This window comes from Ruegeria sp. B11, assembly GCF_056539785.1.
This window is the reverse complement of record NZ_JBQFVO010000005.1, coordinates 22,971-45,690: the sequence shown is the minus strand read 5'-3', so window position 1 is coordinate 45,690 and position 22,720 is coordinate 22,971. Positions and strand designations below refer to the sequence as shown.

22 protein-coding genes and 1 pseudogene are annotated in these 22,720 nt (G+C 54.2%); 5 read left to right on the top strand and 18 right to left on the bottom strand.

Annotated elements, in window-relative coordinates:
• Nucleotides 1–49: 49 nt before the first annotated feature.
• On the top strand, nt 50–1,444 hold the full coding sequence (locus tag ACR0I1_RS16175) for an aminotransferase (RefSeq protein WP_480707281.1): 1,395 nt from the start codon (nt 50–52) through the stop codon (nt 1,442–1,444).
• A 36-nt stretch (nt 1,445–1,480) separates the two neighbouring features.
• On the opposite strand, the gene ACR0I1_RS16170 is transcribed toward ACR0I1_RS16175, so the two are convergent.
• The 7 genes from ACR0I1_RS16170 to ACR0I1_RS16140 all read right to left on the bottom strand — a co-directional run bounded on the left by ACR0I1_RS16170 (nt 1,481) and on the right by ACR0I1_RS16140 (nt 10,286).
• Nucleotides 1,481–3,049: a trimethylamine methyltransferase family protein gene (locus ACR0I1_RS16170; RefSeq protein WP_480707280.1), complete on the bottom strand. Its 1,569-nt coding sequence runs from the start codon at nt 3,047–3,049 to the stop codon at nt 1,481–1,483.
• A 25-nt stretch (nt 3,050–3,074) separates the two neighbouring features.
• The gene (locus ACR0I1_RS16165; protein WP_480707278.1) at nt 3,075–4,274 is read right to left on the bottom strand and encodes an aromatic ring-hydroxylating oxygenase subunit alpha; all 1,200 of its coding nucleotides are present in this window, start codon (nt 4,272–4,274) and stop codon (nt 3,075–3,077) included.
• A gap of 8 nt (nt 4,275–4,282) precedes the next feature.
• Nucleotides 4,283–6,349, bottom strand: coding sequence for an oxidoreductase (locus ACR0I1_RS16160; RefSeq protein ID WP_480707276.1), 2,067 nt, complete (start codon nt 6,347–6,349; stop codon nt 4,283–4,285).
• Nucleotides 6,350–6,443: 94 nt separating this feature from the next.
• On the bottom strand, nt 6,444–7,499 hold the full coding sequence (locus tag ACR0I1_RS16155; RefSeq protein WP_480707274.1) for an extracellular solute-binding protein: 1,056 nt from the start codon (nt 7,497–7,499) through the stop codon (nt 6,444–6,446).
• Entirely contained in the window at nt 7,496–8,611 is a 1,116-nt protein-coding gene (locus tag ACR0I1_RS16150; protein ID WP_480707272.1) for an ABC transporter ATP-binding protein, read from the bottom strand. The genes ACR0I1_RS16155 and ACR0I1_RS16150 overlap by 4 nt, the downstream gene beginning before the upstream one ends.
• 20 nt (nt 8,612–8,631) lie before the next feature.
• Entirely contained in the window at nt 8,632–9,426 is a 795-nt protein-coding gene (locus tag ACR0I1_RS16145; RefSeq protein ID WP_170402644.1) for an ABC transporter permease, read from the bottom strand.
• Nucleotides 9,423–10,286, bottom strand: a complete 864-nt coding sequence (locus ACR0I1_RS16140; protein WP_170424729.1) for an ABC transporter permease — start codon at nt 10,284–10,286, stop codon at nt 9,423–9,425. Before ACR0I1_RS16140 ends, ACR0I1_RS16145 begins: the two co-directional genes overlap by 4 nt.
• Before the next feature lie 190 nt (nt 10,287–10,476).
• Between ACR0I1_RS16140 and ACR0I1_RS16135 the strand changes: the two genes are divergently transcribed.
• From ACR0I1_RS16135 to ACR0I1_RS16125, 3 genes and pseudogenes are all read left to right on the top strand, one after another.
• The gene (locus ACR0I1_RS16135; RefSeq protein ID WP_170424725.1) at nt 10,477–11,118 is read left to right on the top strand and encodes a TetR family transcriptional regulator C-terminal domain-containing protein; all 642 of its coding nucleotides are present in this window, start codon (nt 10,477–10,479) and stop codon (nt 11,116–11,118) included.
• A 257-nt stretch (nt 11,119–11,375) separates the two neighbouring features.
• On the top strand, nt 11,376–11,552 hold the full coding sequence (locus tag ACR0I1_RS16130; protein ID WP_170513124.1) for a hypothetical protein: 177 nt from the start codon (nt 11,376–11,378) through the stop codon (nt 11,550–11,552).
• 138 nt (nt 11,553–11,690) lie between these two features.
• Nucleotides 11,691–11,795: pseudogene (locus ACR0I1_RS16125) on the top strand (nuclear transport factor 2 family protein); the annotation flags it as partial.
• A 45-nt stretch (nt 11,796–11,840) separates the two neighbouring features.
• On the opposite strand, the gene ACR0I1_RS16120 reads toward ACR0I1_RS16125, so the two are convergent.
• From ACR0I1_RS16120 to ACR0I1_RS16070, 11 genes are all read right to left on the bottom strand, one after another.
• Nucleotides 11,841–12,785 (bottom strand): YHYH protein, encoded by a 945-nt coding sequence (locus ACR0I1_RS16120; protein WP_480707270.1) that lies wholly within the window; start codon nt 12,783–12,785, stop codon nt 11,841–11,843.
• A gap of 75 nt (nt 12,786–12,860) precedes the next feature.
• Nucleotides 12,861–13,799, bottom strand: a complete 939-nt coding sequence (gene kce / locus ACR0I1_RS16115) for a 3,5-dioxohexanoate:acetyl-CoA acetone transferase (RefSeq protein WP_480707268.1) — start codon at nt 13,797–13,799, stop codon at nt 12,861–12,863.
• Between the two features lie 4 nt (nt 13,800–13,803).
• On the bottom strand, nt 13,804–14,832 hold the full coding sequence (locus ACR0I1_RS16110) for a branched-chain amino acid ABC transporter permease (protein WP_480707266.1): 1,029 nt from the start codon (nt 14,830–14,832) through the stop codon (nt 13,804–13,806).
• Nucleotides 14,829–15,692 (bottom strand): branched-chain amino acid ABC transporter permease, encoded by an 864-nt coding sequence (locus ACR0I1_RS16105; RefSeq protein WP_480707264.1) that lies wholly within the window; start codon nt 15,690–15,692, stop codon nt 14,829–14,831. Before ACR0I1_RS16105 ends, ACR0I1_RS16110 begins: the two co-directional genes overlap by 4 nt.
• A gap of 1 nt (nt 15,693) precedes the next feature.
• The gene (locus ACR0I1_RS16100; protein WP_480707263.1) at nt 15,694–16,401 is read right to left on the bottom strand and encodes an ABC transporter ATP-binding protein; all 708 of its coding nucleotides are present in this window, start codon (nt 16,399–16,401) and stop codon (nt 15,694–15,696) included.
• Nucleotides 16,394–17,122 (bottom strand): ABC transporter ATP-binding protein, encoded by a 729-nt coding sequence (locus ACR0I1_RS16095; protein WP_480707261.1) that lies wholly within the window; start codon nt 17,120–17,122, stop codon nt 16,394–16,396. The genes ACR0I1_RS16100 and ACR0I1_RS16095 overlap by 8 nt, the downstream gene beginning before the upstream one ends.
• A 50-nt stretch (nt 17,123–17,172) precedes the next feature.
• A complete protein-coding gene (locus ACR0I1_RS16090; protein WP_170609926.1) occupies nt 17,173–18,453 on the bottom strand; it encodes an ABC transporter substrate-binding protein in 1,281 nt (426 codons plus the stop codon).
• Nucleotides 18,454–18,496: 43 nt separating this feature from the next.
• Nucleotides 18,497–19,399 (bottom strand): 3-hydroxyacyl-CoA dehydrogenase family protein, encoded by a 903-nt coding sequence (locus ACR0I1_RS16085; protein WP_480707259.1) that lies wholly within the window; start codon nt 19,397–19,399, stop codon nt 18,497–18,499.
• 24 nt (nt 19,400–19,423) lie between these two features.
• A complete protein-coding gene (locus ACR0I1_RS16080; protein ID WP_480707258.1) occupies nt 19,424–20,209 on the bottom strand; it encodes an SDR family NAD(P)-dependent oxidoreductase in 786 nt (261 codons plus the stop codon).
• Nucleotides 20,210–20,220: 11 nt separating this feature from the next.
• Nucleotides 20,221–20,565 (bottom strand): cupin domain-containing protein, encoded by a 345-nt coding sequence (locus tag ACR0I1_RS16075; RefSeq protein WP_480707256.1) that lies wholly within the window; start codon nt 20,563–20,565, stop codon nt 20,221–20,223.
• A gap of 61 nt (nt 20,566–20,626) precedes the next feature.
• Complete coding sequence (locus ACR0I1_RS16070; RefSeq protein WP_480707254.1) at nt 20,627–21,463, bottom strand: cyclase family protein; 837 nt, start codon at nt 21,461–21,463, stop codon at nt 20,627–20,629.
• A 217-nt stretch (nt 21,464–21,680) separates the two neighbouring features.
• Between ACR0I1_RS16070 and ACR0I1_RS16065 the strand changes: the two genes are divergently transcribed.
• The gene (locus tag ACR0I1_RS16065; protein ID WP_480707252.1) at nt 21,681–22,427 is read left to right on the top strand and encodes an IclR family transcriptional regulator; all 747 of its coding nucleotides are present in this window, start codon (nt 21,681–21,683) and stop codon (nt 22,425–22,427) included.
• The last annotated feature ends 293 nt before the right edge of the window (nt 22,428–22,720 follow it).

Sequence of the window (22,720 nt, the reverse complement as noted above, 5' to 3'; positions counted from 1 at the left end):
TGAATGAATGCTCGTTCATTTTGTGATATTTATTACATCACGGTGGCCTATGACCCTATCGAACTCCGACTTTCAATCCATACGCAATTGGGACAACGAGAACTTTCTGCACCCGTGGGAGGGCATGGCACATCTGGGCCAAAACGAACGGACCTTTGCCGAAAGCGGTCTTGGCGTTCACGTCGTGACAGAGGACGGAAAGCGCCTGATAGACGGCCCTGCTGGTATGTGGTGCATTCAATTGGGCTATGGAAACACCGAGATTGCCGACGCGATGGCGCAGCAGGCTAAAGAGATGGCGTATTTTTCGCCGTTCAATAATGCCAACTCGGCTCCGGCCCGGTTGGCACATGAAATTGCCCAGAGAACCCCGGGTGACCTGAACCACGTGTTCTTTACAACAGGAGGTTCAACGGCCGTGGATAGCGCTCTGCGGTTTGTGCAATTTCGCAATAACCTGCTGGGAAAACCTGAAAAGAAAATCGTGATATCGCGGCAGAAAGCTTATCACGGATCGACGTATCTGGCGGCCTCGGTGTCCGGAAAAGAGCGTGACAAAGGTTGGCTGGACCAGGCAAGTCAGCTGACGCGCTTCCTGCCGAATGTTAATCCGTATACTCGTCGCTCCGATCAGACGGTTGACGACTTTCTGGACGAAAAAATAGCGGATCTGGAAAACATGATCTTACAGACCGGCGCAGACAAGGTCGCTGCTTTCATCGCTGAACCGATCTTGTGCTCTGGTGGCGTCATTGTGCCTCCACAAGGATATCATCAGCGCTGTTTGGAAATCTGCCAGAAATACGATGTCCTGTATATTTCAGACGAGGTCGTGACCGGATTTGGGAGGCTTGGACACTGGTTTGCTTCTGAAGACGTCTTTGGAATTCAACCCGACATCATCACTTGCGCCAAAGGCATGACGTCCGGGTACGTACCTATGGGGGCGTGCATCATCTCTGATCGGCTGATTGCAGATGTGAGCGGAGATCACGGGCGGAACGCTACTTTTTCAAACGGCTTCACCTATTCGGGCCATCCAGTGAGCGCGGCAGCGGGATTGAAAACTATTGAAATCATGGAGCGCGACCGCATTCTGGAACATGTCCGCGCAATCACTCCGCTTTTTGAAGAGCGCCTACAGGCTCTGGCCGACTTGCCACTGGTCGGCGATGCCCGCGGTATGGGGCTGGTTGGATGCGTTGAATGCGTTGCGGACGCCGAAGCTAACAATTTATTGGATCTAGATAAGTCGGTTGGCGCTATGATTGATCACCATTGCCAGGAAAACGGGCTGATCCTGCGGCCCATCATCAACATGTGTGTGTTCTCCCCTCCGCTGATCATCACGGAGGGCGAGTTGAACGAGATGTTTGACATCCTTGAAAAAGGAATCCGGCTGGCAACCGACGACCTGACGCGCCAAGGCGTATTCAGAACATAGGAGCAACCGCGAAGCCTGCCCTACCTGCAGCAGCGCTTACCCAGCGCGCATTGCATCACGGGGCAATTTGATCGGGAACTTGGACCGAACCTCTTCGTCCGCCTTGCTACCAAAGTAATTCGGGTAGTGATTGGACAGAATGTCATCCACTAGGGATCGGCTACGCTCGAACATGTCCTGACGACCCGCTTTCTCCCAAGTATCAGTCAGCTCGCGGTCCATCAGTGTCGGGTAGACATACTCGGTTTCCATGTACTGCAATGTCTGAGTATTACCGAGGAAATGTCCGGGATCGATCGCGCATTCATGGATGACGTCGACTGAAAGCGTTTCATCACTCACCTCAATCCCGCGAAGCGTCCGTGAGATCATGCCCGCAGCTTCGTTGTCGATGACCATCGACTCAAAGCTACAGCCCATCAGGCTGCCGAGCATTCCGCCAAACTCGCAGAGCCGGTTGGCACCGGCATGAGCCGCCAAAGCGAATGTCAGAGCTTTTTCTAGACCATATTGCGCATCGGGGATTTTGGAATCCGTCATACCACATCCGACGCTGGTCGGCAGGTTGTAGAAATTGCCCATTTGGATAGCTGCCGCGGATATCAACGCCTGCTCACCACTGCCGCCTGTAAACGATCCAGTGCGCAGATCGGTAATAAACGGCCAAGCTGCAAAGACAACAGGGGTGCCCGGGTTAATCAGGTTGGCAATGGCGACGCAAGATAGAGTCTCGGCGACGGCTTGCGCCAAAGTCCCGGCCAGAGGCGCAGGCGACGTCGCCCCAGCTTGCGGTGGAACAGCCAAATCGCAGACAAGCCCCATCTTCGCTGTATCAATCAGGATCTCCAAATTTTCCCGCCCGAACCGGAGCGGGGACACTATGGGACAACCGCCAAAAATGACCGAGGGTTTCTCGAAGAATTTGCCCTCCCCGCCTGATGCCAGATCGAACAGATGAATCGCGTCCTGAATGTCCTCTCGAGTACGGAACGTCAGGCAAGATGGTTTTTCGCTACCCGCCAGAATGGCGTAGAGCATGCTCATGTCATGCTCGTAGTCCTGCGGCACATCCGTTGCCAGAACCGTATCACCGGTCATGTGGATGTTGTCGAGCCGGTCAACCAATCGGGTAAAGTCGTAAATGTCCTTGAGTGTTGATGGCCGGAAACTGCGAGTCTCCGCGTCGAAAGTTGTCACAGCAGTACCGGAGTTTGCGTAATACACCTTGTCCTTGGTGCAGTGCATGTCGTCCTTGCCGGCTCGCGAGCCGCGTGCGTGGACATAGAACTCGCTGGCAGCCTTCGCCAAAAGGTCTTCCATCAACGCGCGAGGGAAGCACAGCCTACCATGCTCGTTCACCGTCGCCCCTTTGGGCAGCACGAGATCAAGAACTTCCTGCGTTGGATCACCGACACCCGTGCGCTCCAGAATGCCAAGAGCGGCTTCATGAATGCGCGACATGTCAGCGTCTGAAAGGGGCTTGTACCGCCCACCCGAAATGCCCGGCCAGATTGCTTGCGAGGCGACGTTGCTGGTTCGCACAGCTGCACGTGCTTCACGCCCACCCCCGCGCCGTCTTGATCTGCGCTTCGTCAACTCTGTCATAGTATTTCTCCGAATTCTGAGCGTGTCAGATCATGCTGAAGTAATTGCGATAAAACCCGGGGATGCTCCACTCCATCTCGGACAGCGGCCCTGGGACGAAATGGTGCGAGTTCACGCCTTCCTGATTGTGTCGTATGATCCGCTCGTCATCGAGCGACGTGACATGCCAAAGCCACGTCAGAGTATCCTTGTCATAGTCATGACCCTCTTCAGCGCCTCCGCGTACGTACCAAACGATCTGAATATCCGTTTCCTGCAGCGCGCGAGGGACGAAGCGATACCCGACCATGTGATCTGCATAGACGAGGAAGTAGTTCAGTGTGCCGATCCCCAGATCAGTTGCTCCGCCATCGTGGGATTTCAGTTCGCCCAAAGGCGGCGCCAGAGGCGCTCCATCCTTGCTGCCGGTCACATAGCCGGGGAACAAAGGGTAGCGCCGCCAATAAACATCTGCGCCCGGCGCGTCCGCATTTTCTCCTGTCAGATCAAGTTCCTCGGTGGGCACTCCGGCTTCTTTCATCCGTTCATTCAATGCCCCGCTAAACTCCAGAACCTGGGCTGGATCTTTCAGGGAATGGCTACGCGAATAGTCCTGATGGGACGGCGCGCAGTGATAGCACTCCAAGTAGTTCTCAAGGGCCAGTTTCCAGTTCGCCGGAACCGGGTATGATGCCTCGTGCGCTACTTTCAGGTTTTCAAAATCGAACGGCTTTGAAAGCGGGGCCAGCCTTTCCAGGGCAGCATCCAGCGGCGGAGCATCTTCTGCCGCGCAGACAAAGATCAGACCCTGAAAAATCTTCACCTGAACAGGGAACAACCCGTACTGGCTAGGGTCAAAGTCCTGTCCCATCGATCGGCCGTTTCGTAGCTTGCCGTTCAGGTCAAAAGTCCATGCATGATAAGGGCATATGAAGTTGCGCACCTTGCCTTGCTGTTCAATGCAAACCCGCGATCCTCGGTGGCGACATACGTTCAAATGCGCTCGCACCTCGCCCTCACGATCCCGAACGACAATGATGGACTCGGGCCCATAGTCGAACAGGAAATAGTCGCCCGGTTCAACGACCTGACTAACGTGGCCGACCCAGATCCAGTTACGGTTCCAGAACGCGTCGATATCGTTCTCGTATACTGCTTGAGACGTATAGAAGTGTCGAGGCAAGGCGAACCCCTCCCGTTGCGCGTCCATCAAGTCGCGCATTACTTGCAAGTCATCTTTTGGCATTGCGCACCTCATGCAGATTCAAGGGAAACGATTTCCCGGCGGAAGAATTCACGGTCGATGTCGTCCGCGTTACGTTCGAAATTTCGAGCAGCCATGTGACCCGAGTATACAGCGTCCGCGATCAAGCCCGGGTTCGCGGCATCTCCGATTAATTCCAACGTACGCAGCGGACTTTCATTCAACCCGCAAAGCTTGTCGTAAAGGGCGGTTTCTCGCATTCGTTGCGTCACCAGAACGACGGAGCCGCATTCAATGAAATTCTCTCGCCCCGTGTAGACGCACTGCAATGTCGCCTGACCTGGCGCGACATCGACCAAAGTCTGGGACAGATTTAGGTGAACGCCTTTTTCCAACAGACTGCGTTGCACTTTAGTCTGCTCCAACGTCAATTCGGTAAACGGCGAAACTATTGAGGCCGGCGTCACAAAGAAAACCTCTCGCCCAGCCTGAGCCAAATGATCCGCCAAGACTCCACCGAGATAGGCTTGATCATCATCGTAGACCACAATCGGGCCGTCCTGCGGCATGACCCCGGCCATAACGTCATCCGGAGTGAGAACTTGAGAACCTGAATCGATTGACACACCGTGGAATGCAGATTTTCCGCGCCCGTCTCGTCGCCATTTTGCGCCCGTTGCAACAAAGACGTTCGTAATACCCAGTTCGACGACCTCACTGGCTGACAGTCGGCTGTCGGTGAACAGATGAACGTTCCCGCGTTGTTGCAGGTCGTAAATTCTGTGATCTGTCACGCGCTTCCAGGCGGATAGCCCGATCAGGCTAGCTTCCTGCAACACGCGGCCGCCAAGCTCTTGCTTTGCTTCCGCCAGAGTTACCTCGTAGCCCCGACGCGCCAATTGCATGGCGCATTCAAGCCCGGCTGGTCCACTGCCGACAACGAGCGCAGCTTCCTCTTCTACCCGACGCTCAATGATCTCAGGATGCCATTTCCTCCGCCACTCTTCGCCCATAGTCGGGTTTTGTGTGCAGCGTATGGGGACGCCGAGAGAATCGGATGAAACACAGATGTTACAACCAATGCATTCTCGGATTTCTTCGATGCGACCTTCCTTGATCTTGTTGGGCAGAAACGGATCAGCGATGGATGGTCGCGCCGCGCCGATAAAATCAAGGATACCCTTCCTGACCAGTGACGCCATCAAGTCCGGAGACGTTAGACGCCCGACGCCGACAACAGGCTTTGAGGTCACTTGTTTCACAAATTCGATATATGAGGTTTGAAAGCCGTCGCGGGGCTCGAACCGGGTCGTCGCAGAATCGTTGCTCCAATCCGCCACGTTAACATCCCAAAGGTCTGGAAGCTCGGCCAGAAATTCGACTACAGCACGGCCTTCTTCCTGCGCTTGCATGCCGTCTGACCCAAGCATTTCATCAACCGCAAACCGCAAGGCAATGGCGCAATTGTCTCCAACCTCCTCCTTGGTTTCTTCCAGAAGCTCGTAGGTCAGTCGCACCCGGTTCTCCAACGAACCTCCATATTCATCCGTCCGATCATTGAACTGTGGCAGCAGAAAATGATGAGGCAATGTCATGTGATGCCCGGCATAGACATACACAATGTCGAACCCGGCTTCGCGCGAGCGACGAGCCGCAGCGCGATGCCACTTGCGGAACTCACGAATATCCGACTTGTCCATGGCTCTGGCCTGTTTCGGGTATGGGGTCTGCAGGACAAGTTCTGATGGGGCCAGCAAGGGCGCACGGGTCAGGTGGTTTTGGGCATGGTGACCGTTATGCGCCAATTGGATTGCCGCAAGCGAGCCCTTCTCATGAATTGAGTCGGTTATCAGACGCAGTGCTGGAATATCCTGATCGTCCCAAATTCGGTTTTCAGAATAAGGAGACAAATCCGAAGTCGGATGAATCTCGGCCTCCTGAGTGGATACAACCGCCCAACCGCCCTCGGCTTTCATCGCCCGCATGGCAGCTTCGGCCTGAGGTCGCAAATGACCCAAACCATTGCAGTGGGGCACTTGGTAGAACCGGTTACGAGCCGTTACTGGCCCGATCTGAACCGGTTCGAAGAGAACAGAATATCGGTCAGCGCCTGACATTACCGCGCTTCCTCCAAGAAAATCGGAATTAGTTTCGTGGGAATGGAAGGTTTCCTACGTCCCCACCATTCCCGGCTGTGTTGTAAGAGTGCCTTTAGAAGCCAGCTTTGATGCGCTCGAATTCCTTCAACATCTTGGCCTCCAACTCGGGGTTAACAGCGTCAAAGAAAAGGCTGCCTTCAAAGAAGCTGTCCACATCCGAGAACCCGTAGGTTTCGATCAGTTCCGGGTCAGCTTGGGCAAACGCGTCCTCGTTGGCGTGTGCGTATCCCCAGCTTTCGATGATGTATTTACCGCTTGCGGCAGAGCTGAGCGCGTTCAGCATGTCATAGACTTGCTCATCCGACTGTTTTGCAGATTTCAGATGCACATAACCGCAGACCCAAGTTGCGATACCTTTGTCCACATCACGCATCATGACCGCTGGCGTTTCGTTCCAGATCAGGTTCAGTTCCGATTGGTTCCATCCCCAACCCAGCGTGACCTCACCGCTGGCAATTGCCTGATCCAGTTGGCCGGCGTCAGACCAATAAAAGCGTACGTTCGGATGAATCGCGCGCAGGTAGTCCGCCGCTTTTTGGAATTCCTCGTCACTCATATCAGTATAGCTGGAGGCGCCAGTTGCCAATGCCGCCATTGCAAAGGCACTGGAAGCGGCGTCCGGAATGGCGACTTTGCCCTGATATGCAGGATCGGCAAGCAATTGCAGCGAAACATCATCTGCCGAAATCATATCGGTGCGATAGATAAGACCAGTATTGCCCCATTCGAACGGAACCATGTAGGTCTGCCCATCGATGGTGATGCCATCGACCTCTTTGATCTTGGGCATCAGCTTGTCCCAGTTCTCCAGCTTGCTGGTGTCAATCGGCTTGATCATGTCTGCCGCTACCCACTTTCTCAGGGCATCCGTGCAGGGATGGGCCAAATCGGCTTCAAACCCGGACTGAAGCTTAGTGAACGCTTCTTCCACGCTGCCAAAATAGGTGTAGCTAGGCGCGCCGCCGTACTTTTCGACGTAGTCGCCATAGAAACCCTGATCCTCATATCCGGACCAGTCAAAAACGGTCAGATCAGCGGCGTTCGCCAGAGCGTGGCTGGCGGCAAAGGTGGTAACCATTGCCGCCGTAAGTGATGTTGTTTTACTCATTTGTCTCCTCCCAAAGATTCACGTTTACCCAAGTCGATCACCGAGGCGCTTTGAACCCCAAGCCAGACGGTATCGCCCCGGCTGTGATCGACTGTGTGAAAGTAGTTCGGTACGGCGACCGCAACGCTGTCCTTCAGACCATCGACGCGCACATAGTAGTGGACGCTCTCACCATAGAAGGCGACGTCCGATACCTCGCCTTGAACAAGAGCATCGTACCCATCCGGTTTTTCCGCGCTGATTTCCAATTGCTCAGGCCGAACGCCGACAAGAAGTTCTTTGTCATGCACCTGAACATTTGGGTTCACTCCGATCGTCATCTCCCCAAAGCCCTGAACGTTGACTTTCAGCGCTTCAGGGTTCTCTGCCGTTACCTCGGCATCGAGAAAGTTCATTCCGCCGATGAAAGAGGCCACTTCCCGGTTACAAGGTTGTGAATACAGAACCTCAGGCTTATCCACTTGCTTGAGCTGTCCAGCGAACATGACGCCGATCCGATCGGACATGGTCATCGCCTCGTATTGATCATGCGTGACCATCACGAAGGTAATTCCAAGCTTCTGCTGCAGACGGCGCATTTCCAACTGCATCGCTTCGCGCAGATTTTTGTCCAGCGCTGATAAAGGCTCATCCAGCAGCAACACCTTCGGTCGCATGACAAGCGCACGAGCGAGCGCCACACGTTGCCGCTGACCACCGGATAACTCATTGGCCTTGCGGTCCTGCAATCCGCCAAGCTCAACCATCTCAAGCGCCTCGGCCACGCGTTCTTTGATTTCCTTCCGCGAGAGCTTTGTCTTGCGTAATCCAAACCCAACATTGTCGCCGACATTCAGGTGCGGAAAGATCGCGTAGCTTTGGAACACCATATTGGTGGGGCGCTTGTTGGCAGGCACCTCTCCCATCGTTCGACCATCGATTCGGATCTCGCCTTCTTCGTGATCTTGAAAACCTGCAATAATGCGCAACGCTGTTGTCTTACCGCAGCCCGAAGGCCCAAGCAGCGAAAAGAACTCACCCTCTTTCAAGGTCAGGTTCAGATCGGACACAGCCACAAAGGAACCAAAGCGTTTTTCGACGCCCTGAATTTCGATGATGTTCTGTTCGCTCATCTTACTCTTTTCCTTTGGCTTCAATCAGAGGATTGGATGGAACGGCGGCGGAAGTATTCGGCAATCAACAGCAGCAGGACTGAAGACAGTAAAAGCAGCGACCCCAGCGCCAACGTGTTGGGCAATTTTGCCGGAAAGCGGATCTGGCTCCAGATATAGACAGGCAATGTCGGGCTGTTCCCGGATAGGAAAAAGGCCAGGACAAATTCATCAAACGACACGGTGAACGTCACCAGCAGGCTGGCGATGATGCCGGGCGCGACGATTGGCAAGGTAACACGCCGAAACGTACCCACGACGCTTTCACCAAGGTCGAACGCGGCCTCCTCCAAAGACTGGTCGAAATCGTCAAATGCAGATTTCATAATCGACACGGAGAAGGGCAGTGCCACGAACACATGCCCAAGGATCACCGTTGTCAGCGATGGCTTCAAACCGATACTGATGAACAGAACCAGCATCGAGCTGGCGACAATGATACCGGGCACGACCAGCGGGAGCATGACCAGACCTTCGGAGAACTCCCGTCCTTTGAAACGGTACCGGACATAGGCGCGCGCGGCGAACAGGCCCAGAGACGTCGCCATCAAGGCAGTCACACTGCCGACGATCAGCGAATTGACCATCGCCTGCAGCAACGTGTCTTGCTGACCCAACTGCGCGTACCACTTCAACGTGAACCCCTTTAGCGGGAAAGCCACGATGGTTCCGTCATTAAATGAAAACAGCGGCAAGAGCAGAACTGGCAGGTACAGAAACACCAGATAGGCGATCGCATAAACAAGCAACCATGGGATACGAATAGCCTTGGTCATCTGATCCTCCGCCCCAGTGCGGTGACGACCACCACAAACAGGATTGCGACGCAACCGACCGAAAGCATGGCAAGCAGGGACAGGGTTGCACCCAATGGCCAATTATTGGCCGCGCCAAACTGAACCTGGATCAAATTGGCCACCATTTTTCCCTGCGAACCGCCGACCAGGGCTGGCGTGACATAGTCGCCAACCGTGGGGATGAATATGATCAAGCAAGCGGCGATGATCCCTGGCACCGTCAGGGGCAAAGTTACGCGCACAAACCGTTCCAACTTGCTGCACCCTAAATCGGTTGCGGCCTCCAAGAGGCTGCGGTCGATCTTTTGCAGCGACACATAAATCGGCAGGATCGCAAACGGCGCCCAGGCATGTGCAAGTGTAAGGACAACGGCGAATTCATTGTAGAGCAGGAATGTAAGCGGCTCCTCTATCAGCCCCAGCGAAATCAATGCTGAGTTCATCACCCCATTGAAGCCAAGGATCAATTTCCAACTGAACACCCGCAGCAGGTAGCTGCTCCAAAACGGGATGGTAATCAGCAATAGCCAGAGGGTTTTTTTCTGCGTCCGAAATGCGATGAAGTAGGCAATCGGATAGGCCAGACCGACCGTTGCCAATGTCACTGCCCCCGCAATCGCGACCGACCGGACCATCAGATGTCGAACCAGCGGGTCGGTAAACGCCTCTTGGTAATTCGCCCAGGTCAGTGTGCGGTCAATCTCGACATAGGTCTGGGTCCAAAAGCTGTAGGCGACAAGAATACAAAGCGGAACAGCCACGAGCAGGCCGACATAGAGCGTCGCAGGCGCGCTCAGTGCCAGGCCCTTGCCCGTTTCACCTCGTAGTACTCCGGCCATGCTTCCCTGCTGAGCTTCGTTTTCGGTGGCACGACAATGTCGATCACAAAATGGACAATCGTCCATTTAAATCTGGAATTTTTGGACTAGTTGTGTCAACTGATAATTTCGCAACCGGGGATGGCCAATTTCACACTGGCCGCTAGAAAGCACCGCAAGAGACTGAAAACAAACAGAGCCGCCTGATCCAATGACTCGAAGACGACAAGAAATACGCGAGCGGAATCGCCTTTCTCTGATCGAGGCAGTACTCGACTCGGTCGCAGAAAAAGGGATTTCCGAGACCTCGGTCAGCGAAATCATTCAACGCGCCGAGCTGTCCCGCGGAATGATTCACCTTCATTTTGGCGGCAAGGACAATTTGGTTGACGAAGCCGCCCGCTACTCATCCGAACAATACTACAATGGAATTTATGACTTGTTGGAAACGACCGGGCAAACCGGACAGGAACATATTGAGATGATTGTTCGGGGCGACTTGAGTGAAACCATTCTCAATAAGAAAAACGTTTCCATTTGGTACGCGTTTCGAGGCGAGGCCCGAAACAGAGCAGCAATCGCAGCGTTTTCAGATACCCGCGATGCTAAGCTTCGTAATCTGGTTTTCAACGCTTTCGCTCGAATTGCGAAAGAAGCTGGAACCGAACACCCTAATCAAGTTGCTAGGGATGCTACGCACGGCACACTCGCAATGCTGGAAGGCATGTGGACAGATTACCTACTCCACCCGGATTCATTCGATCGCGACGAAGCAATGAGAATTGTTTTTCGATTTCTGCACGCAATGTTCCCGAAACACTTTGACCTACAAGGGGCCCTTTTGTTTGAGTAAAACTTGCGACAAGCTTTCTTTCTGGCCACTTTAGAAGTGGATAGTATCAGTCTTTCAACCAGCGAGATGGAAACATGGAAGTGGCACATAATGTTCATTCGAACAGGCTGCAACATTCAGCAAAAAAGCCGCGTACGATCTTCCGGCCATGGCCTTGACGTTGACCTAACTGCCATCACCAACAGCGGTCTCAGGAACACGGTCGTCTCGAACCAACTAACGTGGCGGTTAGCCAAATTGAGTTTCTGAGAAGGTTCATGGCACAAAACGACGAAATTCTTGCTGCGTCTGAAGAAATTTGTTCGGCGCTAAATAGCGTGTTCAACAAGAATCCGAGACCAATGAGCAGCGTATGGTTACTTAGCCATGGCGTTACAGCGATGCGCCCCAATGGTGGGAGCGAAGTGGGCTTGGATGCTATTTGGATTGCATAGAAGAATGCCGCAGAATTTTTTGAATGTGGGATGGTTGAAATGAAGGAACGCATCATCTTCACATTTGGTGACTTTGTTTACGAAGTTGGGTTAGAAAAAGGGACTTTCCTCCCTTGAAGCAAACGGGTCGAAGTCGCACACAGAGCCACAAACGTATTTCGCCGTATTGGGGGCAGTTGGACGATTGCCCATCACCACACAAACAAATCAGATGGCGCCATCAAAGTTTTTGAGAGCTTGTAAACTTGACTCTAATAGACTTTCGGTGATTGGAAGAGCCAAGACAACTCACCGTCTTTTGTCAAATGACTGGTCAGGTTGTCCGACCAAACAGTTCAGCACCCATGGATAGCTTGTAGTGACATAGTAACCATACTCACCATCCACAGTCATGCCATTGCACTCATCCAGATCGCCAGCCCCGGTGAACTCGTAGTCGTCGATGTATGTCCCGTCCGGAGTGCCACCCGGCCCTTTAGGCGGAGCAGGTCTCGGCGTGGTTTTAAGTTCATAGCCAGAGATCGCCGGTCTAATTTTGCCATCGCTGTCTTTGAATATCGTCCCGTAGATCGGAAAGCCGTCAGCTGCGAAGCCAATAACTGGTGACGGCTTATCAAGGTCGTGATCCAAAAACAGAGCATTTGGATTGGAATGGTAATGATACCTTCCGTCGGGCTGGGCGTGGGCATTGTGAAGATCCACACCAAAATACTGATCGTAGGACGGGGGATCGAGCAGCCAAGGATCCGTGTCTCGACACCCCGCCAAAACGTTGCCATTCTTGTCTGCTCGCGGCCCGCTTGGGCGATAACACCCGGCCGAGAGCAAATCGACCGGCACGCCATTCAACAAAATGGCATCATAACTCCGTTGCGACAGTGCAGTTTGTTTGGGGGCTTTTTCTGGATTTCTGGGAACCAGAAAAGTGCCTGACAATTCCTTTACATCGTTGGCGAAGTTGGCTGTAGGCCCGTTGAAATCATGGTTAGGAATGCCATTGGTCTTAAGAGTACACTGCTGACTATCTGCCGAGATTTCGAGTTCGGAGTTAAAATGTTGCTGGCGGGTGACGTCTTCCACTGAAGCGGAATACACGCCAGCATAGTCCGCGCAATCTGCTGATCGGTTACTGAGCAAGAGATTGGTAATGTCCCGAGCTGCGTTTTGCGCATGAGCCTGAACCGCCGTAAATCCTGTCAGAAGCGCACTGAATGTCAGAACTTTCAATCGCATGGCTCAAACTCCTTGGGCTTTCGTAAACTCCAAAAAAATGTTGGTCGAAGAAAGTAGTCATTGGTCATCCTACCTTCAGAAAGCGACGCGGTCTCCGCCTTTCAAGTCCAGAATTTCCCTTGCTTCATCAGGGGTCGCGACCTGACTGCCCAGATCTTCTACAATACGTCGGATTTTAACGACTTGCTGAGCGTTGCATTCGGCCAGTTTTCCACGAGAGATAAATAGGCTGTCTTCAAGACCGACCCGAAGGTTACCACCCATCTGGCTTGCCGTCGTGGCAAGGGACATCTGTGCTCCACCTGCTCCCAAGACCGACCACCGATAGTCGTCACCGAACAGCCGGTCAGCAGTACGTTTCATGAAGATCAGATTGTCGACTTCGGGTCCAATGCCGCCGAGGATGCCAAAGATGAACTGAATGAAAATTGGTGCCTTGAACAACCCGATATCCATGCAGAATTTCAGGTTGTACAAGTGCCCGACATCATAGCATTCGTGTTCGAACTTGATGTCATGAGGCGCAAGCGTTTCCGCCGCCTCGCGAATGTCCCGGAAGGTATTGCGAAAGATGTTCTGATCGGAATTCGCGACATAGTCCTTCTCCCAATCAAACTTCCAATCGTCATCACCGTATCGGTTGGCCAAAGGGTGAAACGAGAAGTTCATCGAACCCATATTCATCGAGCACATCTCGGGGCTGAAAGTCTTGGCCGGGTTGATCCGGTCTTGAATGGATAATGTCAGCGATCCACCGGTCGATAGGTTCACAACCGCGTCGGAGGCCTGTTTTATGCGCGGCAGGAATGGCGCAAAGTCATTAGGTTCAACCGATGGCGACCCGTCCTCAGGGTTTCGGGCATGCAGGTGTAGGATCGACGCACCGGCCACGGCGGCTTCGATCGCCTGCCTCGCGATGTCATCATAAGTGTATGGCAGCGCCTCTGACATGGTGGGCGTGTGGATTGCTCCTGTTACAGCGCATGTGATGATCGTTTTTTTCTGACGAGCCATGGGTTCAGTTTTCCTTGGATTGCCCGATGCGCTTTACGCGATAGCCCAGCGGGAAAAGTTGCAGATCATAGCGGCTACGGATCGCGCCCCAGATGCCTTTTGGTGCCTTGAGCATGACGACAATTGCGACCACGCCGAGAACGATCAGGTAAGTTGTTCCTAGGTCGGCCAGCGTTTCGCGCAGCGCAAAGAAGACGAGTGTGCCGATGATCGGTCCTTCGATGGTACCGATGCCGCCGATCACTACGATGAAGATGACGAAGGCAGTCCAATCATTGACGCTGAACGCCGCATCCGGCGATATGCGCAGCTTTTGCAAGAAGATCAGCGCGCCGATCATCGCCGTGAATGCCGACGTGACGACGTACACTATGAACTTCGTTCGCCAGATATCGATGCCAAGGCTACCGGCGGCCAGTTCGTTGTCCCGAATTGCCGTCAACGCCAAACCTTGGCGCGAACGCAGGAAGAGATACACGGCGGTTACAACCAGCACGGCGGCCCCGAGTGCCAGCCAATAGCTCAGCGCCTCACGCATCGCGCGCCCGGACGCCAGTGATTTCACGATGGCAACGGGCAGCGAAGATCCTGACCCTCCACCAAGCGCTGAGATTTGCGCGAAGCTCAGCCGGAAGACTTCAGCGATGACCCAGGTGCCTATTGCAAAATATGCCCCCCGAAGCCTGAAGATCAGGACGGCGACCGGGATCGAGATCAACGCTCCCAGGACCCCTGCGGCTGCGATAGCAACCAATGGATGCAAACCGCCCAGCATCGTCAGTGCAAACAGCATATAGCCACCGAAGCCGACATAGGCCTGCTGACCGACCGACACGAGACCAGCGTAACCCGCCATGAGGTTCCAAAGGGTGGCGAGGGATAGGTAGAGGAAAAGTTCACCCATCAGGCGCATGTCCGCGCGACCTGCCCACCAAGGGGCTGCAATTAAAACAAGCAAGCTGATTGCGGCCAGGATCGCAGCAACGCGGGCTGGTTTCGAAGAACGGGAAACCGAATATTCTTGGAAGTTCATCCGGAAACCCTCGGGAACAGGCCGTTTGGGCGCACGGCGAGAATGACAAGAAAGGCGATATGGCCGGCTAGCAATTGCAAACCCGGATCGATCTTGGCTCCAATAGTTTGCGCGACACCAAGTATGACGCCACCAATGAGCGTGCCCCAGAGGTTGCCGAGCCCACCGATGATGACCGCTTCAAAACCAAAGATCAGGCGACCGCCACCAATGGACGGATCAAAGCTGGTCCGAATGCCAAGCAGGATCCCGGCAATTGCGGTCACGCCCAGCGCCAGCGCCATGGCCAGTCCAAAGATATGCCGACGATTGAGGCCCATAAGCTGTGCGATATCTTGATTGTCGGACACGGCCCGAAACGCGCGACCAAGCGCGGTGTGATAAAAGGTCCATTGCAGCCCCCAGATCACAGCGATGGCGATCCCGAAGGTCAGGAGCGGAAGAAGCCCAAGCGTCAACCCTCCAACAGCGACGCTTGCTGTTTCCAAAGTGCCAGCATTCAATGTTTGAGGGTCGGCAGTGTAGACCTCAAGCAACGCGTTCTGGATAATTACACTCAGCCCGAAGGTCACAAGCAGCGGTGGAAGAATATCGTCGCCCAGGGTTTGGTTCAGTAGGCCGCGTTGAAGGGCATACCCAATCAGCGCCATAGCGGGTACGACGATCACCAGGGCGGACATCGGAAGCATCCCCGTCGCGGTCGTCACGGTCAGCCCCAAATACGCGGCCAGCACAATCAAGTCGCCATGAGCGATATTGACGAGCCGCATGACGCCAAAGATCAACGACAGACCTGCGGCAAACAGCGCGTATAGCCCACCCAGCAAAGTTCCCTGCACGATAGCGTTCAGCCATTCCATATTATTCGATCCCGAAATACGCGCGCGAAATGTCTTCGCGCGAAACGGTGTTAGACGCGCTTTCCAGCGAAACGCGCCCCTCCTGCAGGCAATAGACCCGGCTCGAGACCGACAGTGCCTTGGTTATGTCCTGTTCGACGATGATCGCGCTCATGCCCTCACCGATGATGCCGGGCAAAGCCTCGTAGATGTCTTTGATAATGATCGGTGCCAATCCAAGGCTGATTTCGTCAAACAGGATTAGATCTGGATTGGCCATCAATGCGCGCCCGATGGCGACCATCTGCTGTTGACCGCCTGAAAGCGATGTTGATGCCTGATCTTTGCGCTCTTCGAGGATCGGGAACAGATCATAGACAGCTTTCAGATCCCAAGGGCCTGAGCGACCAACTTGGGCTCCGATCATCAGGTTTTCTTTGACTGACAAAGATGGGAATAACTGGCGACCTTCTGGAACCATGGCAAGGCCAAGTTCTGCAACCTCGTCTGCGCGAAGCCGGCTGATATCCTGACCTTGATAGTGAATCTGATCCACTCCGTTCGTCAGCAACCCGGTGATTGACCGCATCAGGGTCGTCTTGCCTGCGCCGTTTGCACCAATGATTGCCAGAACTTCTCCCTCGCCGACGTCCAGTTCGACATCATAAAGCGCTTGGAAATCGCCGTAATAGGAGTTCAAACCGCGTGTCTGAAGAATTGAGTCAGGCATCGGCTTCGATCCCCAGATAGATTTCTTTGACTTCCGCGCTTTCCATGATTGCCTGCGGCTCGCCCTCGGCGATCTTCTTTCCGAAATCGATGACGATCAGGCGGTCAACGACGGCCAGCAGGGCGTGCACAACATGTTCGATCCAGATAATTGTGACACCGGACGCGTGAATATCCTTGATGGTCTGAACCAGAGACTTACACTCAGCTTCGGTCAAGCCACCTGCAATCTCATCCAACAGCAGCAGTTTGGGTTTGGCGCAAAGCGCGCGTATCAGTTCCAGGCGTTTGCGTTCCAACAAAGTCAGGCTGCCCGCTAGAACGTTTGCCTTGGGCAGCAGCTCCGTTTGGTCCAGAACCTCCAGACAAAAGCGCTCAGCCTGATGCCCATGCAAGCCAGCTGATTGCGTGGCGGCGATCATAGCGTTTTCGAAAACAGTCATGCCCGAAAACGGCTGCGGAACCTGAAAAGAACGCGCGATGCCTGCATGGCTCCGCTTTGCGGCGCTCCATTTAGTGACGTTCTGCCCATTGAATTCTATCACCCCGGAATTCGATTTGAGCGTCCCGGTGATCAGATTGAACATCGAGGTTTTGCCGGCACCGTTGGGACCTATGACCCCGAGTGCTTCGCCTTGCTGGATCTCATAGCTCATAGCATCGGCAACAGTGACCGCGCCAAATGCCTTGCTCAGGTCTTGGAGTCTCAAGATTGTCGTCATGCTTCTCTCGGATAGAGGGTTCGGCGCCAAGATCGGCGCCGAACGTCTAGTCAGCCCAGCAGCTTCATATCTGCCGTGACCGGAACTTCGGGCGCGGTGCTGTTTGCTACGATTTGCAGCTCATAGGCGTCTCCGGACTTCTGCCACTGGCCACCGACCAACGGAGTTTTGGTGACGTTGTTCATCGGCCCATCACCCCAGTTCACCGGCCCCACAATTGTGTTCAGGTTGGTGGATGTGATTGCCGAAATGATCGAAGACGGGTCTTCCAGATCATCCGCTCTTTTGATGACATCCGCGACGACCTCGAACAAAGCGTGTTTAAAGCCAAGCGGCTGAGTCCATGGACGGCCCGACTCTGCCGTGTAACCCTCAGCCAGGTCTTTCGAGGTAATACCGGTCAGAGAAGACGAGAACGGATGATGTGGAGACCACCAGACCTCGGTCGACAACCCGTCCCCGCGGTCACCGAGCGATTCAATAACGGATGGGAACAGCAGTGCTTTGCCAATGGTCACGACCTTCGGGTTAAAGCCTTGCTGGGCGGCCTGGCTCCAGAACGTTGCGAAATCGGGGGGGATCATGTTGCCAGTGACGATTTCGCAGCCAGCAGCCTTGAACGCTGCGATCTGGTTTGAGAAGTCGTCGGACAGAGGCTGATAGCGACCGGGATCGGTCAGCGTATATCCAGCGGCGGCCAGCGGTTTTGGCAGTCCCAGTTCGGCGTCGCCCCAAGCATTGCCGTCGGCATCGTTGGGGAAAAGACCACCCACTGTCTTGGTCACGCCAGTTTTGTCCCACATATCAAGGAACGCTGCGATCACGTCCTCTAGGCCCCAGAAGAAGTGATAGGTCGTTTCAAACCCCTCACCCGGAACACCATTGCGACCAAAGAAGTAAGGCTGCCACGGACAGTCGGTCGTGATGCAGGGAACCTCATTAATCTCTGCCTGATCGGCGACCGGGTTTACCGTATCCGGGGTAGAAGCGGCGACAATGATATCGACCTCATCACCCAGGATCAGATCTGCGGCAACCTCGGCTGCGCGGTTCGGGTTGGACTGGCTGTCTTTTGAGATGATCTCGACATTCCAAGTCTTGCCGTTGTTCTCCATCCCGGTTGAGAACACTTGTTGGATGGCCTGAAGCACGTATTCATCAGCCTCGGCAAAACCAGCCAGCGGTCCGGTGCGCGGGCTGACATTGCCGACACGCAAGGTCGGGTTCGCAGCATAAGCACGCGTCGCCCTCAGGATTGCCGGTGCCGCAATTGCTGCCGTTGCCCCGGCGATGAAACTACGCCTGGTGGCCGTTTTGAATGTCCTTGTCATTGCGTCCTCCCTTCACCGGCCTGCCGCCAGTGTTTGATTGATCTTACAAAGTCTTTTCGAGATTTTTCAGATGTTTCGCGACACGTTGGCGAACCTGATCTGCCTCGCCCTCGGCCCATGTCCTGAACCCTTCGCCGGATTTCATGCCCAGCTTGCCCGCTTCGACAAGCGACTTAAGATAGGATGAAGGGCCCCTTTGTGCTTCAAGATCGTGCAGCACGTTTTCGTGGATATCGAGCGTCAGGTCAGTGCCGACCAGATCCGCGTTCTCCAGCGGACCAAGAACAGCAAGCCTGCGCCCGAAGCTGGACTTGATCACGGTATCGACGGCTTCGGCGTCACAAATACCGTTTTCCACCAGACTGACCGCTTCGCGCCACAACGCATGTTGAAGGCGATTGCCGATAAAGCCGGGCACATCTTTTTCGACCATAACCGGCGTTTTCCCGGCATCTTTCAGCAGATCGAACATTGTCTGTGCGATCTCAGGGTCTGTCCACTGGGTCTTGATGACCTCGACCAAAGGGATCATGTGCGGCGGGTTCCACCAATGGGTTCCCAATGCCCGTTTTTTCAGCCGCAAACCGGACATAATCTGGGTGATTGGCATGACCGAGGTATTCGACGCGAGTATGCAAGTTTCTGGTGCATGCGCCTCGATCTCTGCAAAGATCGCTTGCTTGAGCCTTAGCTTTTCGGGTGCGGCTTCGAACACAGCATCAGCGTTTCGCACAGTACCTTCCGTCGTCGCAAAAATCTCAATCATCTTGAGGGTTTTCGTGATTGTAACCTCATCATCCCCCATTGCGGCCATACTGGCGCGAATGCGGTTGGGCACGGTGACGCGCGCTTCTTCCACGGGATCGGTAATGGCGACATATTGGCCCGCCTTCGCCAAGGTAAGGGCAATGCCGTGACCCATCAGGCCAGCACCAATCACTGCCATTTGCTGTTTCTTACGCACCATCCCTTAGCCCGCCGTATATCCGCCATCGGCATGCAGGATATGCCCGGTGTAAAAATCAGATGCGCGCGACGCGAGAAACAGGAGCGGACCCGCAAGATCTTCTGGCTCACCCAGCCGCCCCTTAGGAACACGGGTCAGGAAACCATCGCGCACTGCCTTCGCTTCGTCGGTGTCTTCAAACATCCAAGCCGTCAAAGGCGAACGGAACACTGTCGGTGCGATCGCGTTGACGGTGATCCCTGTCGGACCCAGCTCACATCCCAAGGCTTTGGTTATCCCGTTCACGGCGGCCTTTGACGCGCAATACGCCGTGTATCCGGCAGGGTGCCCAAGGATGCTGCGCGCGGAACTGACGAATATGATCTTGCCATATTCGCTTTGCTTCATGTGCGCTGCCGCTGCGCGCGCCAACAGCCAGCTTTGGTTCACGTTGGCGTCCATCACTGCACCAAAGGTTTCCGGCGCCATGTCGTTGATCAGAGCAACTTTGTTCATACCGGACGCGACAACGAGAATGTCGAGCTTGCCAAAGGTGTTGACGGCCTCATCAACCAATGCGTCACACGATGCTTCATCGGTCGGTCGGGTATTGATGGTCACTACCGTTGCACCAAGTGCCTCGCACTCTTTGGCAATGTCATTGAGCGCTTCTTGGTTTCCCGCCGCCAGAACAAGGTTGCAACCAGCCCCGGCCAAGACGCGTGCCGCAACCATTCCAAATGCGCCCGAAGCTCCGGTGATCAGTGCGACGTTATCTTTTACGTCAAACATCTTGAGTGGATCAGACATTCTTTTCGTCCTTAGTTTTCTGGCGGATACGGAATGATAACCAGCATTTTGCAGGTCTGGTTCGCGCGATTTTCAATTTCGCGCGCTTCGCCCGGTGCGATCGTGCAGCTGTCCATGGGTCTAAGGGTGGTTTCTGTGCCGTCAACGATGACGGTCATTTCGCCCTCCAGAACGACGTAGACTTTCTCGAACGGAGTGGAATCCGGCCCGGCACCACCGCCCGGCAGGAACTGGCTGAAGCCAATCCACTGATTTGTCGGCCCGCCTTCCTCAAACCCTTGTAAGCGCAACCCATGACATCCAAAATGGTTCGGTGCTTCGTAGGGCTGGGCGTCTATAAACCGCTTCAGATGCATGTCCATCTCCGCTCAGGTTTAATGGCGGCCGCCGGTGAACCGGCGACCGGTCCGTGAGTGTTCAGAAATCTTCACCAGCCTCGATGCGGTAGGATTGGTTCTTGTCGATCATCGCAACCAGTCGGATGATGCAGCCGTCGCCACGGTCCCAATTCCACGGAAAGAACGCGAAGGTACACCGCTTGCCGGTCACCGCATCCAGATCCCCACCAACATTTTCGATGCCGAGAATGCCTTTGGAAAACAGCATATTGTGAACCGGTTCCCACTCAGGGAAATCAACCTCCCATGGCGTGCCGCCTGACCACTCAAGATACTCTTTTTCGAGGTGTGGCATGATCGGACCGTTTCGCTGCGGACCGATGGCAGTTGCCAGCGGGTGATCGTTCGCTTGGGTATCGTGGCCAACGACTTTCACACCTTTCTCGATCATCCACTCGGCAGCAGAAGGAACGAGACCCGGGCAATAAGCAAAATAGTCACCGTCTTCGTACTGCTTATGCCAACCGGTGTTTATGATCAGAACGTCGCCCTTACGGATTGAGTGCCCGCAAGCCTTCTCCAGATCATCTCCCGTGATTTGCTCCCACTTCTTCTTGGGAACCGAGACTACCAATCCCGAACCGAAGAAATGCGGCAGCGGCACCTCGTCGATGAACGGCGTTCCCTGAACAACATGGGCCGGTGCATCAATATGAGTGGTAACGTGCATCGTCGTCGTAATCGTCTGAGACAACACGCCTGACTTGGCCATGTAGTGCTTTCGGTCGATCTGGACGTCCTTGAAATACGGCCAGTTGGGGCACTGAAACCCGTATCTGTGGCTCAGGTTATAAAACTCAAGCCCCATGTCGTTGTCGGTGTTTGCCTGAAACTCAATGCCACGGATTTCGACCATTGGGCACATCTCCTTTGTTCGCCGACAACGCGGCGGTGTTCGCTTTTCAATTGTCTGGGTGGCCTCCCCACCTGTCCCGTATGATGATGCATACGCACCGCATTATGGTCAACCAAAAAACTCACTATACGGTTGACTTGCACCGCATTGTGATACAACACTAAAAAATCGCTAGGTATCCAAAACTACGATACCAAGACAGGATGAGGTAGGTTAAATGTCTGAAAAAGCGGATAAAGGTGGCATTCAGGTTATTTCCAGAGCGGCCTCGATTTTGCGTGTTCTGAAAGAAAACCAATCCGGAATGAGCTTGGGGAAAATCGCCGAGCGTGTTGACCTGCCCCGCTCTACGGTACAGAGAATCACAAGCGCTCTTGCCGAAGAAAACCTTGTCATAGCGGAGGCTAATGGGGGTGGTTTGAGGCTCGGTCCCGAACTAAGCGCTCTCGCGGGCGCGGCGCAGTACAGCATCGTCGAACACTGCCGTCTGCTTTTGACGGAACTGACCCAAAAGACCGGGGAAACCACAGACCTAGCCGTCATGCGCGGTATCGGCATGGTTTTCTTAGATCAGGTCCCAGGCGTCTATCGATTGACGACCGTTTCGCAAGTAGGCGAGGTTTTTCCGCTGACCACCACTGCAAATGGGAAAGCTTGTCTCGCTCAACTCGATGAAGGAGATGCGACAGAGCTTATTCAGAACGAATGGGAACGGAACGGTATCCAAAGGAATTTGGATGAGTTCCTTTCCGAACTAAATACAGTCCGCGAACAGGGCCTTGCCTATGATTTGGACGAACATTCTGCTGGTGTATCGGCTATCGGGTTTTCTTTTGTCGACTGGGTGGGAGACCTGCACGCGATCTCAATTCCAGTACCAACGACGCGATTTGCACGGCAAAGAGCAACCATCGAACAAGCGCTAATTGAGACGTCCACAAACATTCAACAAACTTTCCAGTGAGCAAAATAAGCTGATTTGGGACAGGTTGAAGTCGATGAACTACCTTTTCTAACAGTCCGCACTTCTGTCGGGGAAAGTCCAAACATTCCGCCTACCGGATGGCTGTTAGTTCAACATGGCCGCCAAGATTGATATCCGCCTCGAATTGCGATTTTCACAACCATTGGGTGTTTGCTGGCGTCATACCCAACCACGATCGTCATTGAAGCGGTTTTATGAGAAACGATCTTTGGTTGGGTTATGGCCGTTATGTGGAACAAGTGCGAAAGGCTGCCTCGGCGGACAAAACCGAC